Origin of the sequence: Kitasatospora nipponensis, from assembly GCF_039528135.1 — a bacterium.
Classification (GTDB): Bacteria; Actinomycetota; Actinomycetes; order Streptomycetales; family Streptomycetaceae; genus Kitasatospora; species Kitasatospora nipponensis.
The window spans coordinates 25,386-40,112 of record NZ_BAAALF010000027.1 but is presented as its reverse complement, the minus strand read 5'-3'; the positions used below and the strand labels follow the sequence as shown (position 1 = coordinate 40,112).

11 protein-coding genes are annotated in these 14,727 nt (G+C 73.9%); all 11 read right to left on the bottom strand.

What is annotated here, in order from left to right; genetic code table 11:
• Nucleotides 1–96: 96 nt before the first annotated feature.
• Entirely contained in the window at nucleotides 97–2,049 is a 1,953-nt protein-coding gene (locus ABD323_RS10825) for a WxL protein peptidoglycan domain-containing protein (protein WP_344441098.1), read from the bottom strand.
• A 104-nt stretch (nucleotides 2,050–2,153) separates the two neighbouring features.
• The gene (locus tag ABD323_RS10820) at nucleotides 2,154–3,755 is read right to left on the bottom strand and encodes an Ig-like domain-containing protein (protein WP_344441097.1); all 1,602 of its coding nucleotides are present in this window, start codon (nucleotides 3,753–3,755) and stop codon (nucleotides 2,154–2,156) included.
• Between the two features lie 59 nt (nucleotides 3,756–3,814).
• Entirely contained in the window at nucleotides 3,815–4,819 is a 1,005-nt protein-coding gene (locus tag ABD323_RS10815; RefSeq protein ID WP_344441096.1) for a substrate-binding domain-containing protein, read from the bottom strand.
• A 92-nt stretch (nucleotides 4,820–4,911) separates the two neighbouring features.
• Complete coding sequence (locus tag ABD323_RS10810; protein ID WP_344441095.1) at nucleotides 4,912–7,659, bottom strand: type 2 periplasmic-binding domain-containing protein; 2,748 nt, start codon at nucleotides 7,657–7,659, stop codon at nucleotides 4,912–4,914.
• Nucleotides 7,656–10,823 carry a phosphate ABC transporter permease PstA gene (gene pstA / locus ABD323_RS10805; RefSeq protein WP_344441094.1) on the bottom strand — a complete coding sequence of 1,056 codons (3,168 nt, stop codon included), beginning with the start codon at nucleotides 10,821–10,823 and terminating at the stop codon, nucleotides 7,656–7,658. Before pstA ends, ABD323_RS10810 begins: the two co-directional genes overlap by 4 nt.
• Nucleotides 10,820–11,872: a phosphate ABC transporter permease subunit PstC gene (pstC, locus tag ABD323_RS10800; protein ID WP_344441093.1), complete on the bottom strand. Its 1,053-nt coding sequence runs from the start codon at nucleotides 11,870–11,872 to the stop codon at nucleotides 10,820–10,822. Before pstC ends, pstA begins: the two co-directional genes overlap by 4 nt.
• Nucleotides 11,869–12,285, bottom strand: coding sequence for a hypothetical protein (locus ABD323_RS10795; protein ID WP_344441092.1), 417 nt, complete (start codon nucleotides 12,283–12,285; stop codon nucleotides 11,869–11,871). The genes pstC and ABD323_RS10795 overlap by 4 nt, the downstream gene beginning before the upstream one ends.
• 291 nt (nucleotides 12,286–12,576) lie before the next feature.
• The gene (locus ABD323_RS10790) at nucleotides 12,577–12,900 is read right to left on the bottom strand and encodes a hypothetical protein (RefSeq protein WP_344441090.1); all 324 of its coding nucleotides are present in this window, start codon (nucleotides 12,898–12,900) and stop codon (nucleotides 12,577–12,579) included.
• Between the two features lie 32 nt (nucleotides 12,901–12,932).
• Nucleotides 12,933–13,379, bottom strand: a complete 447-nt coding sequence (locus ABD323_RS10785) for an ATP-binding protein (RefSeq protein ID WP_344441089.1) — start codon at nucleotides 13,377–13,379, stop codon at nucleotides 12,933–12,935.
• A gap of 91 nt (nucleotides 13,380–13,470) precedes the next feature.
• A complete protein-coding gene (locus ABD323_RS10780) occupies nucleotides 13,471–13,866 on the bottom strand; it encodes a GNAT family N-acetyltransferase (protein ID WP_344441088.1) in 396 nt (131 codons plus the stop codon).
• 56 nt (nucleotides 13,867–13,922) lie between these two features.
• Nucleotides 13,923–14,711 carry a protein kinase family protein gene (locus tag ABD323_RS10775; protein WP_344441087.1) on the bottom strand — a complete coding sequence of 263 codons (789 nt, stop codon included), beginning with the start codon at nucleotides 14,709–14,711 and terminating at the stop codon, nucleotides 13,923–13,925.
• Nucleotides 14,712–14,727: the final 16 nt, after the last annotated feature.

The following is a 14,727-nucleotide window of genomic DNA, read 5'->3' as shown; positions in this document are numbered from 1 at the left end:
CGCCCGGCCGCGGCCCGGGGGCGGGGGGGGGGGGGGGGGGGGGGGGGGGGGGGGGCCGGGACGAGGCGGGGGGCGCCTTGGTCAGGACGGTCGAGGTCACGCGTCGGCCTCCGTCCCCGCAGCCGCGGCGGCTCCGGCTCCGCGGCGGCGACCGCGCAGGTGGGGCAGGCCGATCCAGCCGAGCAGCAGGGCGCCCAGGCCCATCGCGACCCAGGCGGCGGTCGGGGTGCCCGACGCGGGGGCCGGACGGGCGGCCACCGGAGCCGACCGCAGCGCCGCCGCCGGGCCGGGCGCCGGCTCGGCGTTCGCCGCGTGGATCACGCCGTCGGGGGCGACGCTCGCGGTCTGCCAGGTGGTCGGCGTGTCGAAGTTCAGCACACCGGTGAAGTCCAGCACCGAGGCCGGGTTGACCCGCCCGCGGCAGCTGGCGGTCAGCGTGTAGGGGCCGTGCAGCTCGGTGACGCCGTGCCCGGTGGCCACCGTGCGCAGGGTCGTGGCCAGCGGCAGCACGTAGCCGCCGTTGGCCGCGACGTGGTAGATCGAGGCGGCGGCCGTGCCGTTCAGCGGGGCGCCCTCGGCGGGGAAGCCGGCACCGGTGATCCGGACCGTCAGGTAGTCGACCGTCGGGTGCGGGCACGGGCCGGAGGTGAGCAGGTCGACGGGGTCGTCGTCGTGGCCGGTCGGGTAGTCGAAGGCGAGCGTGCCCGGGAGGCCGGGGACCGCGACCACCGGCGCGGCCGGCGCCGAAGCGGCAGGTGCAGAGGCGGCCGGCGAGGCCGCCGGGGCGTCCGCGACGGCCCGCGGCCCGCCGGCCAGGCCCGCCGCCGTCAGCGCGAGCAGCAGCAGCGCCAGCGCCGCTCCCCCGGTGACCACCGCGGCCGGCGCAGCACCCGCAGCCGGCGCAACACCCGCGCCCGCACCCGGCGCAGCGTCCGGATCCGCACCCGGAGCAGCACCCACCCCGCCGCCGCCCGGGGCCGGCCGGCGGCGCCGGGGGGCGAACTCGGCCAGCGCCAGCGCCGGGACCAGCACCGCGAGCAGTGCCCACGGGATGCTGGCGAAACGGTGCTTCTCGGTGCTGCTGGAGAGCTTCGGGTCCCGGTCCCCCGCCACGGCCAGCGGGTCGACGGTGATGCCGGCGGTCGACCAGAGCGTGGGGTACGCGCCGGAGACCTCCAGGTGGTAGCGGACCGTGTTGCCGGGCAGCAGTTCCTGGAGGTCCGGCGAGCCGGCCGAGGTGGCCAGCGTGCCGAACGCGTTGGTGACCCGGACCGCCTGGCGCCCGGCGAGGCGCACGTTGCCCGCGTTGCGCACCGTGTAGCTGATGGTGGTGTGGCCGGAGTCGATCGGGTTGACGCTGGGGTGGTAGACGGTGCGCACGTCCTCGACCCGCAGGTCGGCCCGCAGGTCGCCGGAGACCCGCAGGTTGACCCGGGCGCCGACCCGTTGGTCGACCGTCACGGTGTTGCCCTTGGCGTCCTTGGTGTCGCGGCGCAGCGCCACCACGATGCCGGCCGGGTGGTCGCCGGGCGAGGCGTCGGCCGGCACGGCGAGGGTGAACGGGAAGACCTGCTGGCTGTGCGCGGGCAGGGTGAGCTGGTCGGTGCCGGTCCGCAGCCAACTGCCGGCCTGGCTGGAGGGCTTGCCGGCGGCCAGCACGTCGTAGCCGCCGGTGTCGGTGTTGAAGGCGTCGGCGGCGTAGAGCTGGAGGGTGAGCGGCTGGTCGCTGTAGTTCGCCACCGCGACCTGGTCCTTGAGCGTCGCGCCGGGGGTGGCGGAGTAGGTGAAGGCGCCGCGGGTGTCGGGCTGCCCGTCGGTGGCGGGCTGGATGCCGAAGGTCTGTGCGCTGCCCGGCTGTTGCGGCTGCGCGGGGGTGCCGCCGGCCGGCTGCGCGGCCGGGGCCGACGACGGGGCGGCCGGGGCCGACTGCTGCGGGCCGGGCGCCGCCGGGGTGCCGGGATCGTCCGCCCGGGCCGGGCCCGCGCCGGGGCCCAGGGCGAGCAGGGCGGCCGCCAGGGCCGCGGTCAGGGCCGGCAGGAGACGGTTCATCGGGGTACGGCGGACTCGCGGCATCGGCGGCACATCCTCGAACGGGTACGGAGGGGGTGGGCCCGGCGGGTCGTCACACGACGACCCGCCGGGCCGAGGGGGTGTCAGATCGCGGTCAGCGTCAGCACGCCCTGGTACGTCCCGGCCTGGGTGGAGGTCGGGGCCAGCAGGGTCAGGTCGGCGCCGAGCTTCGCGGTGCCCAGACCGGTCGCGGTGGCCAGCGTCCGGGAGGACTTGAGGCCCTGCGCGCCCGTGTCGCTCGCCTCGACCGCGTTGGCCGGGGCGACCTGGCCGCCGAGGTTGAGCTTGACGGCGTCGCCCTTGGAGACCAGGTTCGGCGCCCAGCCGAGGTTCTCCGCGTTGATGGCGTTGCCGTTCGAGGAGAACTGCGCGACCTGGCCGCTGACCGACCAGCCCGGCGCGCCGGCGCGGGTGTCGGTGACGGTGACGGTCTGCAGCGCACCGGCGGTGGCGAAGTAGGTGCTGGTGCTGTTGAGGGTCAGCGCCGGCAGCGTGACGTTGCCGTCCGCCACGCTGATCACCAGGCCGCCGGCGGCCACCGTGGTGGTGATGGTCTCGCCGACCGGGGCCGGCGGGGTGGGCAGGCCCGGGTTCGGCGGGAGCACGACCGGGGTGACCGCGAACGGCACCGCGGCCGAGGCCGAGGCGGCGAACGCGGTGGCGTCGGCCGGGGTGAAGGCGGCGGAGAGCTGGTGGTCGCCCTCGGTCAGCGAGGTGACGGAGAGCTGGGCGGAGCCGGCCGCCACGGTCACCGGGGCGCCGAGCGGGGCGCCGCCGTCCAGGAACTGCACGGAACCGGCGGCACCGGCCGTCACGGTCGCGGTCAGCTGGACGGCGGTGCCGTGGCTGGCCGAACCGGACGGGGACAGGGCGAGCGCGGTGGTGGTGGGGAGCGCACCCTTGGGGCTGACCGTGTAGGCGGTGGCCGCCGAGGTCGAGCCCGCGAACGCGGCGTCGCTCGAGGTGAAGACGGCCGACAGGCTGTGCGCACCCTGGGCGAGCGCGGCGGTGGTGAGCGCCGCCGTACCGCCCGCGACCGCGACCGGCGCGCCGAGCGCGGTGGTGCCGTCCAGGAACTGCACGGTGCCCGCGGCGGCCGGGGCGACGGTCGCGGTCAGCGTGACGTTCGCGCCGACGGTGGCCGAACCGGCGGGGGTGACCGCCAGCGTGGTGGTGGTGGCGGTGGCGACCGGCGGGGCCACCACGACGGTGCTGTACGCGGTGGGGCTGGTGAAGTTGATGCTGCCCACGAAGTCACCGAAGTACGTGGTGCCGATCTTGGCGCGGCAACGCAGGTGGAAGTCGTACTGGCCGGCGAGGGTGCTGAAGCCGTTCTTCTGCGCGAAGCTGCGCATGGTGTCGCTCAGCGGCAGGTTGATGTGGCCGTCCGCGTCGGGCGGGGTGGTGCCCTGCGACTGGTTCGGGGTGACGCCGTAGCCGTCGACCGGGAAGCCCTGGCCGAAGACCAGCACCTGGAGGTTGGTGCCGCCGGGGCAGGCCGCGGAGGAGACCACGTTGATCAGCGTGTCGTCCGCGCCGGAGGCGGGGTTGACGGTCAGGGTGCCGATGGTCGGGCTGGGCGCGTCGGCCTGGGCCGCCACCGCCGAGAGCAGGGTCACGCTGCCGGCCGCCAGCATGGTGGCGGCGCCGAGCGCGACGGTGCGCGAGATACGGGTGAGCTTCACGGTGGAACTCGCCTTCGGGACGTCGATGGGCTGAGCGGGGAGGGAGGAGGAGCGCGACATCAGCCGGTGGTCTTCGAGGTGTCGCCGCAGCTGGTGTGCACACCGAAGCCGTACTGCTTGATGATCGTGGACTGCTGGCAGACCAGGGAGTTGGCGCCGACGAAGGCGTCGCTCCACGGGCTGGTGCCGATCTTGCTGGTGGGGATCACGTTGTAGACGTCACGGGTCGCGGCCGCACCGGTGTTGAGCAGCAGCGAGGGGACGCCGTTGATGTTGCCGAGCTGCGCGGTGCCGCGGATGTCGGCCAGCGTGGTGGAGGCCTGGGCGATGTACTGCGCGATGGAGAACGGCACCAGCGAGGTGGTGTCCAGGACGCGGCCGTCGTGCTCCTCGATCGGCTTGCCGCCCTTGGTGTCGCTGATGCAGGGGTACTTCTTGGCCACCACGTCGGCCTCGGTGATGCCGACCACGCTCTCCCAGAACTTGCGGGTGCCCGAGCCGGCCTGCGGCAGCAGCGGGTGGATGCTGTAGTTCGGGCCGGCGCCGACGTAGCCGGGGTCGCAGCTGTAGATCGCGTGCAGGTCGGCGGTCGACAGGTCCATCGGCAGGCTGCTGCCGGCGCTGACGGCGTAGGTGACGCCGTCCACCGCGAACGGGACGTAGGTCAGCGGGACCGCGGCCGCGGAGAGGTCGAGGCTGGAGGAGCGCGAGAAGTCGATGCAGCCGCTGTTCTTGCCGAGCTCGGAGAGCAGCGCGGTGCGGCCCGCGCCCGAGCCGTTGGGCCGGGCCAGGTTCTGGCAGGCGGCGGCGGCCTTGGTGTTGATGGTGGCCGAGCCGGTGGCGTCGTAGGAGCCGAGCACCTTCTGGCCGTTCAGCACGGCGGCGTTGGCGATCGCGTTCATCACGCCCTGGGTGGTGTCCGAGCCGACACCCGCCAGCGAGCGGAAGGTGGGCGCGCCCGACGGGTCGGCCTGCGCGGTTCCGGCACCGGCCACGAGCAGGCCCAGACCGGCGGCGACGGCGAGGCACTTGGTGACGGAGTGCTTGGTCCAGTTCTTCTGCACGGTTTTCTTCCTTCGAGGTGGTTCGAGGTGAGCGGTGGAGTGAGACGAACCGTGGTGCGGGCCGAGCCGGTCGGTCCGCTCCTGACTGGCCGTCAGGAGCGCTTGCCGCGCATCAGCCGTGGAACCGCGAACCCCCCGGCCGCCGCGAGCAGTCCGGCGACCAGGGCGCCGAAGAGCACGTAGCGGAGGCCGCCGACCGGGGCCCGCACGGTACGGGCGGCCGACTGGGCCCGTACGGTCGGGGAGAGCGTGACCACCGAGTGGGTCGGACTCGGTGCGGGGCTGCCCGGCGCGTCCTGCGCACCGGCCGCGGGGGCGGCGGCCGCGAGGGGCGCGGCGGGCAGGCCGGGGCAGGCCTCGGGGGGGGGGGGGGGGGGCGGCGAGTAGAGCTGGACCGGCACACCGCCCTGCCCGACGGTGCCGGTGGTGACCGTGCCGTTGGTGACCGCGGTGGTGGTGGCCGGGGTGGCGGCGCCGCTCGGCGCGGTCACCGGGGTGGCGATCGAGGAGGGCGGCGGGCCGGTGGGCGCACCGGTGGCGCCCGGGTCGGGCTGCCCGGCGCCGTCCTGCACGGCCTGGGCCGCGGCGGCCAGCCGGTCCCGCATCGCCTGCGGCAACGGCGCGTAACCGTCCGGCAGTTGCCCGGCCGCGACGCCCGTCTGCTGGCCGGGGCCCGCCGCGTAGCGCAGCAGTTCGGCGTAGGAGGCGCCGTCGCTCGCGCTGAGCGCCGAGGGCACCGTCGCGGCGTAGGTGATGGTGGTCAGCGGGTAGCCGTCGGTGACCTTGGCGGTCGGGTCGACCACCGGGACCCCGCCCGGCTCGGCCGGGGTGGCGGCGGCCGCCTCGGCGAGCATCGCGTCGGTGTCCGGGCCGACGAACTTCCCTGCCGGGTTGAGCAGTTTGGCCGTGTTGAGGCCGAACCGGTCGGCCAGCGCGGTGGTGGTGACGGCCATCACGCCCCGCAGCCCCTGGGCCTGCGGCGCCCCCTTCTTCAGCGAGCCGGGGGTGGTGGTGGCGTCCCAGACGGACTTGGCCAGGGTGTCGCCGCGGGCCGAGGCCCGGGCGCCCTCGAGCATGGTGGCCGAGAACGGGTGCGAGTCGAAGGTGCACCACGGCGGGCGGCCGTTCGGGTCGTCCGGGAAGGGCTGACAGTAGCCGTCCGCCTTGGGAAAGCTGTCCCGGTTGAAGTCGACCTTGCCACCGAGGTAGTTGGGGTTGATCGAGTCGTGCCACTGCGGGCTGACCTGGCCGCTGAGGAAGGCCTTCGCGTCCGGGTCGGCCAGCAGCCACTGCCAGACCGCCGTCGCGGTGTCGGAGTTGGTCGAGGGCAGCAGCAGGTCGGGGATCCGGGAGGGGAAGTAGAGGCCCGCGAACTGCGGGTTGAGGGCCAGGAATTCGGGGTCGGAGGTGAGGTCCAGCGGGTTACCCTTGGGCACGTCCGGGTCACCGGGGCTGACCGCGTACTGGTAGCTCTGGGTCAGCAACTTGGCGACCAGCCGGGGCGTCAGGCTCATCTGCGGGATCCGCTGGCCGTCCAGCTTGCGCTTGTCGTCCGGGGTGAGCGAGTAGGACTGGCTCTCGATGTCGAAGGCGATGGTCAGGCCGGAGATCGTCAGCGGCGCGTAGAGGGGGGTGCGCCCCGGTGTCTGGTCGGCCTTGGCCAACGGCTTGCCCAGGTAGACCAGTCCGGGCGAGCCCAGATCGGTCAGCTTCCGCCGGGCCATCGTGTCGGGCAGCATCAGGTAGTTGAAGAGCCGCCCGGACTGCTGGCAGAGCACGGGCTGCCAGCGGGAGACCGCCTCGGAGGCCACCTCGGTGCCCAGCGTGGGCCGCTCCGAGCTGCCGATCGGGCAGGAGACGCCGATCGGCTCGAAGTGCAGCGGGACCACCAGGCGGTTGTTCCAGTTGGTGGTGGACAGCGGCGAGGACTGCAGCATGCTGGAATTGCCCACCGGCGGCTTGCCGTCGACCTCCAGCTCGCCGCGCGGCACGATCACCAGCCAGCACGCGCGGCCCTCGGTGAACGGGCCGCTCCGGCCGACCGGGGTCTGCCCGCAGCCCAGGCCCGGGGCCTCCTGGCCGGTCTGCATCTCGAAGAAGAGCTGCCCGGTGCCGTCCGAGCGGGTCGGCGCGAAGGGCACCTCGTTGGTCGCCTGGGCGTCGAAGTAGGCGCTGTTGGCGCCGGTCTCCGGCGGGTCCCCGGTGACCGGAGCGAACGGCACGTAGACGTTCTGCGCCGGGTCGGTCTGCTTCAGTGGCTCGGCCGGATCGCTCAGCGTGCGACCGTAGTTGAGCTGCCGGCTGGGCACGTAGCCGCCGCCCCGCCCGTCGCCCTTCAGGCCGCCGTACTGGCACTGGGTGCGGTCGGGCCCGGTCGGCGCGTCACCCCAGCACTGCATGACCTCCAGGAAGTCCTGGCCGAAGCTCATCGGGCTCGGCTTGGTCTGGGTGCCGCCCTTCCAGCTGACCGCCACCACCTGGTCGACCAGGTGGGTGGTCTGGGCGACCGTCACCTCCAGGTTGGCGAAGGCGCCGCTGCCCTTGACCGTGACCGGCACCGGGGCGCTGTCCGCGGCCGGCGCGGCGGTGGTGCCGGTGGCGCCGCCGAGCGGTACGGGCGTGCTGGTGACCGGGTCCACCGCGATGGACGGGCCGGCCGAGCCGGTGGCCGCCACCTGCTGCGGCGGCTCCGGCGAGCCGCCCGACAGCGCCACGCCGGCCGCCGCGGTGAGCACTACGGTCAGCGTCAGCGCGGTCCGCAGCGCGCGCCGGGCCAGCGAGGCCCGGGGACGGGCGGGCGCGGTGCGGCGCCCGGTATCGGTCGAGGTGCGGCGCGTCATCGCTGGTCCCCCCGCCCCGAGAGCCGGCGGGCCAGCAGCGGCGGCAGCACGATGACCGCGCCCAGCAGCAGCGCCGAGATCACCATCAGGGTGTGCTGCAGACCGCTGCCCGCCGCCGCCCCGATCGCCACCGGGTCGCCGGTCAGCCGCGGCGCGCCCGCGCCGCCCTGCCCGCCGGTGCCGCCGCCCGAACCGTCGCCGGCCAGCGCCGGGTCCGGCGCCGGGTCGCCGCCCGTGCCACCCGCCACCGCACCGCCGGTGCCCGCCGCGCCGCCGCCGGAGCCGTCACCCGCCTGGGCGCCGGTGCTCCCGCCGCCGGTGCCGCCGACCGCGCCGGTGCCCGCTCCGGTGCCGCCGGTGCCGACGCCCGTCGCGGTGCCGGTCGCGGCGCCGGCGGTGGCGGTCTTCGCGCCGGTGGTCCCTCCGGTGGTGGTCTTCGCCCCTGTGCCGGTCCCGCCGCTGGCGGCGCCGCCCCCCGACCCGCCGCTGGCGGCCGCCCCGGTGCCGCCGGTGCCGCCCGTCGTACCGCCGGTGACAGCCCCGGTCGACCCGCCCGAGACCGGGGTGTCGAACCGGGCGCCGCCGGTGCCGGTGGCGCACTGCGTGGCGCCGCCCTTCTTGTCACAGCCCGGTGGTGTCGGGGCGCTGTCCGCGAAGGGGTTGTGGCCGTCGGCGGAGAAGGTCGGGTTGCTGCACTTGCTCCGGTCGAAGGCGCGGCCCTCGCTGCCGGGGATCTTGGCGAGTTGCTGGAACCCGGACTCGACCAGGTTCGCGGTGAGCGGCGAGTACCCCAGGCTGTCCGCCTGGTTCTGCCCCTCGCAGAGGAAGTAGTAGCCGAAGGCGGCCAGCGTGTGACCCTTGGCCGGGGTGAAGGTGGTGCCGTCGGTGGAGGTGTGCACCAGCATGTAGCTGTAGCTGGAGAGCGGGTAGGAGCGCGGGTCGGGGTTGTGGTAGACGGCCTGGAGCTTCTGCGTCAGGTCGGGGTTGATCTGCACCTTCTCCAGCGCGACCGAGACGCTCGGCCCGGTCGGCTCGACGTAGTAGCCCGCGTCGTTGAGCAGCTTGACCACCGGGTAGTTGTTGCCGCGGGCGTAGGAGTACTCGACGTAGGTGATGGTGCCGACGTTGGCGTCCTCGGCCACCGTCTTGGCCACCGCCACCGAGGTGCCGAGCGCGGGCCAGTTGCTGCCCGGCAGCAGCGGGTAGAACGAGGTGAAGCCGCAGGGCGCCGAGCGGCCCGAGCGCCCGCAGTAGTCGTTCCACAGGGCCGGCTGGCTGTCGGCCATCCAGGCGGTGAACTGCGCGGTGGTGCCGGAGCCGTCCGAGCGGACCACGGGCCGCACCGGGATCGCCGGCATCTTCAGGCCCGGGTTGTCGGCCTGCACCGCGGGGTCGTTCCAGACGGTGATCTTCCCGGTGAAGATCTTGGTCAGGGTCTCCGGCGAGAGCCGCAGGTTGGTGACCTGGCGCCCGCTGATCCGCAGGTTGTACATGAACGAGGTGCCGCCCGCCACGATCGGCAGGTACGCCATGTCCCAACTCGGCTTGGGGTCGACCTGACCCTGGTCGGTGAGGCCGTAGGGGATCTCGGAGACCCCGAAGTCCACCGCGCCGGCCTTGAACTGGGCCCGGCCGTATGAGGATCCCTGCTCGTCGTACTCGACCGTCATGCCGTACTGCTTGACGTTGCTGGTCCAGGCGTCCAGGGCGTTGCCGCTCCAGGTGGAGCCGGCGCCGGTGATCCGGAAGTAGTTGTCGGCGGCGGCCCGCGGGGCGCTGCCGAGCAGGATCGAGGCGGCCAGGATGCCGAGGACGGTGAAGAACGCGAAGAGGCGCGGGCGCGGGCGCTGGCTGGGCACCGGGGTTTCCTTCCGTACGGTTCCGGGCGGCGACGACGGCCGGAGGTGGGCCTGGTCGGCGGCGGACTGCCGCATGCGGTGCTGGTCGGCGGCGGACTGCCGCATGCGCACCTGGTCGGCGGCGGACTGCCGTGCCCGGCGGGCGAGTTGGCGGCGGGAGAGGTCGCCGGGGGCGCGCCCGCCGAGCGCCCTGGCCACCGCGAAGAGCAGCAGCACCAGGGCCAGCAGCAGCGCGGCCGCGCCGAACCCCCGGGCCACCTGGGCCGGTTCGGGGGACTTCACCAGCGTGAAGGCCATCAGCGGCAGCGACGCCTGCGGGTTGTGGAACAGGTCGAGGTTGAGGCTCTTGCCGTAGCCGGAGCAGAGCAGCACCGGCGAGGTCTCGCCGATCCCGCGCGCGGCGGCCAGGATGATCGCGGTGGCCAGCCCCGAGCGGGCGCTCGGCAGGGTGACCGTCCAGACCGTCCGCCAGCGGCTCGCCCCCAGGGCGTACGAGGCCTCCTTGAGCGAGGCCGGCACCAGGCGCAGCACCACGTCGGCGGCCCGGATCAGGATCGGCAGCATCATCACCGACAGCGCGACGCCCGCCACGAAGCCCGAGCGCGGGCGGTCCAGCGCCAGCACCACGACCGCGTAGACGAAGAGCCCGGCGAGCACCGAGGGCAGCGCCGTCATCGCCTCCACCACGGTGCGCACCAGGGTGGCGAACCGGCCGGGCACCTCGCCGAGGAAGATCGCGCAGATCAGCCCGAGCGGGATGGTGATGGCCAGCGCGATGGTGATCTGGCAGAGCGTGCCGGCCAGCGCGTGCAGCGCGCCGCCGTGGCTCAGCGGGTCGAGCGGGCCGGTGATCGAGAGGTCCTGGGTGTAGAAGTTCACGTGCCGCAGCGCCTTGAAGCCCTGGAGGAAGATGTAGCCGACCATCCAGACCAGCACGCCCAGCAGCAGCGCCGCGATGCTGTGCACCACGGCCGCGGCCAGCCGGTCACGCACTGCGGGACCACTCTCATCACGGGAGACCACCAGCGCGTACAGCGCCAGGAAGGTCACCCAGCTGCAGATCACGAACCCGATCGCGCCGTCGAACGGCGCCAGGCGCTGGAACAGCAGCGCGTTGGCGGCCAGCGAGCCGGCCAGCGAGCCCCAGAGCGCGTACCGGTCGCCGGGGCGCTGCCCGCCGGTGCGCCGGCGCGGCGCGGTGGCGAGCGCCTGGGCCCCGGCGGCGGGGCGGGGCACCACGGTGGTGGCGGCCGGGGGCTCGACCCGCTGGGCCGGCATGGTCCGGTCGGTCTCATGGATCGTCACGAGGCGGCTCCCGAACGGCTGCGGGCGACCACCGCGGCGGCGGCGAAGTTCACCACGAGGGTCAGCAGGAAGAGCGAGAGCCCGGCCGCCATCAGGGCCGAGATCGCGAACGGTGAGGAGTCCCCGTAGCGCAGCGCGATCAGCGGCGCGACCGCGCTGCCACCGGTCTGCAGCACGTGCAGGCGGATCTCGAAGTGCATGGAGAGGATCAGGTAGACCGTGATCGTCTCGCCGAGCGCGCGACCCAGGCCCAGCATCGTGCCGCCGATCACGCCACCGCGGCCGAACGGCAGCACGACGGAGCGGATCATGCCCCAGCGGGTCGCGCCCAGCGCGTAGGCGCCCTCGCGCTCGCCGGGCGGGGCCTGGTCGAAGACCTCGCGCATGATCGAGCACATGATGGGCGTGATCATGAAGGCGACCACCGTGCCGGCCATCGCACTGGAGGCCACGTAGAGCGTGGGCGGGTTGAGCGGGTCGTCCGGGTCCGCGCCGGTCACCCGCAGCAGCGGGATCCAGCCGAGGTACTCGGAGACCCAGCGGGCCAGCCCGGCCAGCTTGTACTGCAGCAGGACGAAGCCCCACAGCCCGTAGACCACGCTGGGCACCGCGGCCATCAGGTCCACCAGGCCGATCAGGGTGCGCTTGAGGCGGCGGGGCGCGTACTCGCTGATGTAGAGCGCGCTGCCCAGCGCCATCGGCAGCGCGAGCGAGACGGCGATGCCGCCGATCAGCACGGTGCCGGTCAGCACGGCGGCGATGCCGAAGTGCCCGTGCCCGGCGTCCGGGTTCCAGCTCTCGGTGGTGAGGAAGGACAGGCCCGCGGTGCCGAGCGCGTCGCTGGCCCGCAGCGCGAGGTACCCGCCGAGCGAAACCATCACCAGCAGCACGAAGGCGCCGCCGGACCGGGCGACCAGCAGGAAGAGCCGGTCCGCCAGCCCCGCCCGGGTGACCAGGGCGCGCGGCCGGTCGGTGGCCGAGGCGGGGTCGGGCTGCGGTCGGACGGTGCCGCTGTCCACGGGCGCGCTCAGCGGCCCCTGCGTGCTCACAGGCCACCGCGCCGGGCCCGCGGGAGCATCCGCGCCCCCGAGCGGTTGCGGGGCGGCTCGCCGGTGCACGCCCCGGCGAGGAAGCCCGCCAGGTTGTACTGGCACTCGCGCTGGCGACGGTAGGGGCGGGCCGAGACCGCCAGCACCTGGCCGTCCAACTCCAGCCGCCAGACCCAGAGCTGACCGCTGTCCACGGCGTGCAGCGTCGGCTTGCACTGGGCCAGCCGGTTGACCAGCCGTCGGATCGCCGCCTGGCAGGAGGGAACGTCGCCGAAGGAGCCCTGACTCTGGCCCAGGCTGCGGTTGTTGGCGCCGACCAGCCGCCAGACCGTCTCGGTGCGCCAGGCCTCGTCCGGCGCCGGCCCGTCACAGCGCGCCGGTCTGCTGACGATCAGAAATCTCGGCTGTCCCATGTCGCAGTCCGCCCTCCGCGCCCGGATTCGGCCTCGCTACGCGCGTCGCCGCACTCCGCGTGCGCGCCCAGCGTTGCCGGAGCGGGTGCTCCGTGGCCGGAAACGAACGGTCCCGGCCACGGGCGGACTTCCAGGTTCCGTTAAGCAAACGCCGGACACCACGCTCATGAACGAATGGTGGCCCAGGAGCGCATAAGATGTGCACGCGACAACTGGTTCTGATGAACCGTCAGCTAAGATCTCGGCGATGCCACACCGGCCTCTCGCGCACCAGCCCGCGCCAGCACTGAATCACCCGCGCCGTTCACCGCGCGACGGGCCCGTTCGCCCCACGTCACCCTGCGCTTTACCTTCGTCGGTTCCCTCCCGAGCCGGACGAATGCGCACCTCATGAGAGTTGCCTCGCAACCTGAATGCCAGCTCCCAGGACCCGCGCCGCTCGAAGCCCTCCAGTACGCCCAGCTCCGCCTCCGGCTGCGACAGCACGCACCCGAGCCAGGCGCGCTCGTGACGGTCCAGTGGGAGCAGTTGCAGCGAACGCCACGCGGCGGCCAGCGCGTCCGGCACCCGCGCGAACGCCGCGGGCTCCGCGATCCCCGTCAGCTCCACCGTCACCGGCCCGACCACGGGACCCGTCGACCGCCCGGTCACGCGGCCTCCTCCGTGCCCTCGCCCGCCGCCGGACCCACAACCGCCCAGACCCGCTTACCCACCCCCGGACGCGCGCCGCACCCCCACGCCAGCGCCAACCCGTCCACCAGCCGCAGCCCCCGACCGGACTCCTGGTCGGCGGCGGCCTCACCCAACTCGGGCTTGCCGCCACCCGCGTCGTCGACCTCGATCACCAGCCGGTCCGCGTCGAACCCGAAGCCGACCCGGATCAGCCGACCCGTTCTGGTGCCGTGCCGCCAGGCATTGGTGACCAACTCGGACACCAGCAGCTCCCCCACCTCGGCGAACCGCCCACCACCCTCGACGCGCGCCAGGAACTCCCGCAACCGCCGCCGCGCCAACCCCGGCGAACGCCGGCTGCACGGCAGCCAGATGTGGTCCACCCCCGACGGGTCAGTTGGTCTGTCGAGACTGTCGGACATGGCCAAGCTCCCTTGCGGTACGGCGAATTGGACGCGCTGATCAACGGTCGGCAGGCTCTGGCGTTCGGCAACAGGACGAGACCGGGCGACATCACGCCCGGTGGTACGGCCTGGCGATCAGCCGCATCGAGCAGGGGTTCGATGTGAAGCCCAGCGACACGTAGAGTTCTCTGCCCGCGTCACTGGTCGCGAGGTTCAGCAGAGTGCAGCCCTGGCCGGTCAGCCACTCCACCAAGGCACAGGTGACCGCTCGGCCATAGCCACGCCGGCGGAACGGCTGCTCGGTGACAACCGTCTGTACCTGCCCGAAGACTCCGACGTGGTCGGGGCCCGGCAGGCCCTGGTGAACGACGCCGATCGCGCAGGCGGCGAGACCGCCTGCCGGGGCGTCGATCACGAACGCGGCGACCAGTTCGCCTCCCAGCCGCTCACGCAGATGGTCGGCCAACCGGTCTCGCCATGGGCCGGCGATGTCGACGCCCACCATCTCGGCGTGGATGCGGGCGAGTTCGGCGGCGTCGGCAGGGGTCCCAGGCCGTACGTTCAGGTGGTCACCCCGGTCAGCCGGTCGGCGAGATCATCAGCCGTGGGCCGCTCGGCGGCGGGCGCGATGAGCACGTCGGCAAGCACGGCTTGGAGCTGCGGCCACGGCCGCCCGACGGTCAGGGGGATGCCGGCGGCGATCGCCTTCCTCAGCTCCGCCGGGCTGGTGTCCTTCACTCCTATCCCGGCCGCGTCGTAGTCCAGCGGCCACCCGCCGGTAGTGCAGGTCCACAGGACGCCGGCGAGTGCGTACACGTCCGCCGCCTGCGACGGTTTCACCGGCTGCGGTCCGGTGGTGATCCATGCTGCCAGTTCCGGGGCGACCAGGTGTGTGATGCCGCCATTGAACTCCCGCCACGGGTCCGTTCCCATACGCCACGACCACGCGAAGTCGATCAGCTTCACGCCGCCGGCGGTGTGGATGCCGTGGGCCGGCTGCAGGTCACCGTGGACCCAGCCGCCGGCGTGGAAGGCCGCGACCGCGCGGCAGAGCGCGACCGCCCCGGCGAGAGCGGTGCTCCGGACGTCGGAGCCGTCCCGTACCGGCCGGAACAGCTCCCAGGTAGAGAGGCCTGCCAGCCACGGCGTGACGTACCAGACATCGGGGCCGGAGCGGCCGGCGGTCACGGTGTACTCCGGCAGGGCATCGAGAACGGCGGCCTCGCGCGCCGTGATCTCCGCGCCCTCACCATCGGCGCCGTGCCCCAGCTTGATCGCCACCGCGCCGAGCGGCCCGGTGGCCTTCCACACGGCCGAACCACGTCGGTCGGTGATCTCTCTCAACTCCACGGACCCGCAGCAGGCC

Bases quoted from the DNA above. Each gene is read 5' to 3' on its own strand.
- ABD323_RS10810 (WP_344441095.1), bottom strand. From the start codon at position 7,659: ATGACGCGCCGCACCTCGACCGATACCGGGCGCCGCACCGCGCCCGCC.
- ABD323_RS10780 (WP_344441088.1), bottom strand. From the start codon at position 13,866: ATGGTGGGCGTCGACATCGCCGGCCCATGGCGAGACCGGTTGGCCGAC.
- ABD323_RS10825 (WP_344441098.1), bottom strand. From the start codon at position 2,049: ATGAACCGTCTCCTGCCGGCCCTGACCGCGGCCCTGGCGGCCGCCCTG.
- ABD323_RS10785 (WP_344441089.1), bottom strand. From the start codon at position 13,379: ATGTCCGACAGTCTCGACAGACCAACTGACCCGTCGGGGGTGGACCAC.
- ABD323_RS10795 (WP_344441092.1), bottom strand. From the start codon at position 12,285: ATGGGACAGCCGAGATTTCTGATCGTCAGCAGACCGGCGCGCTGTGAC.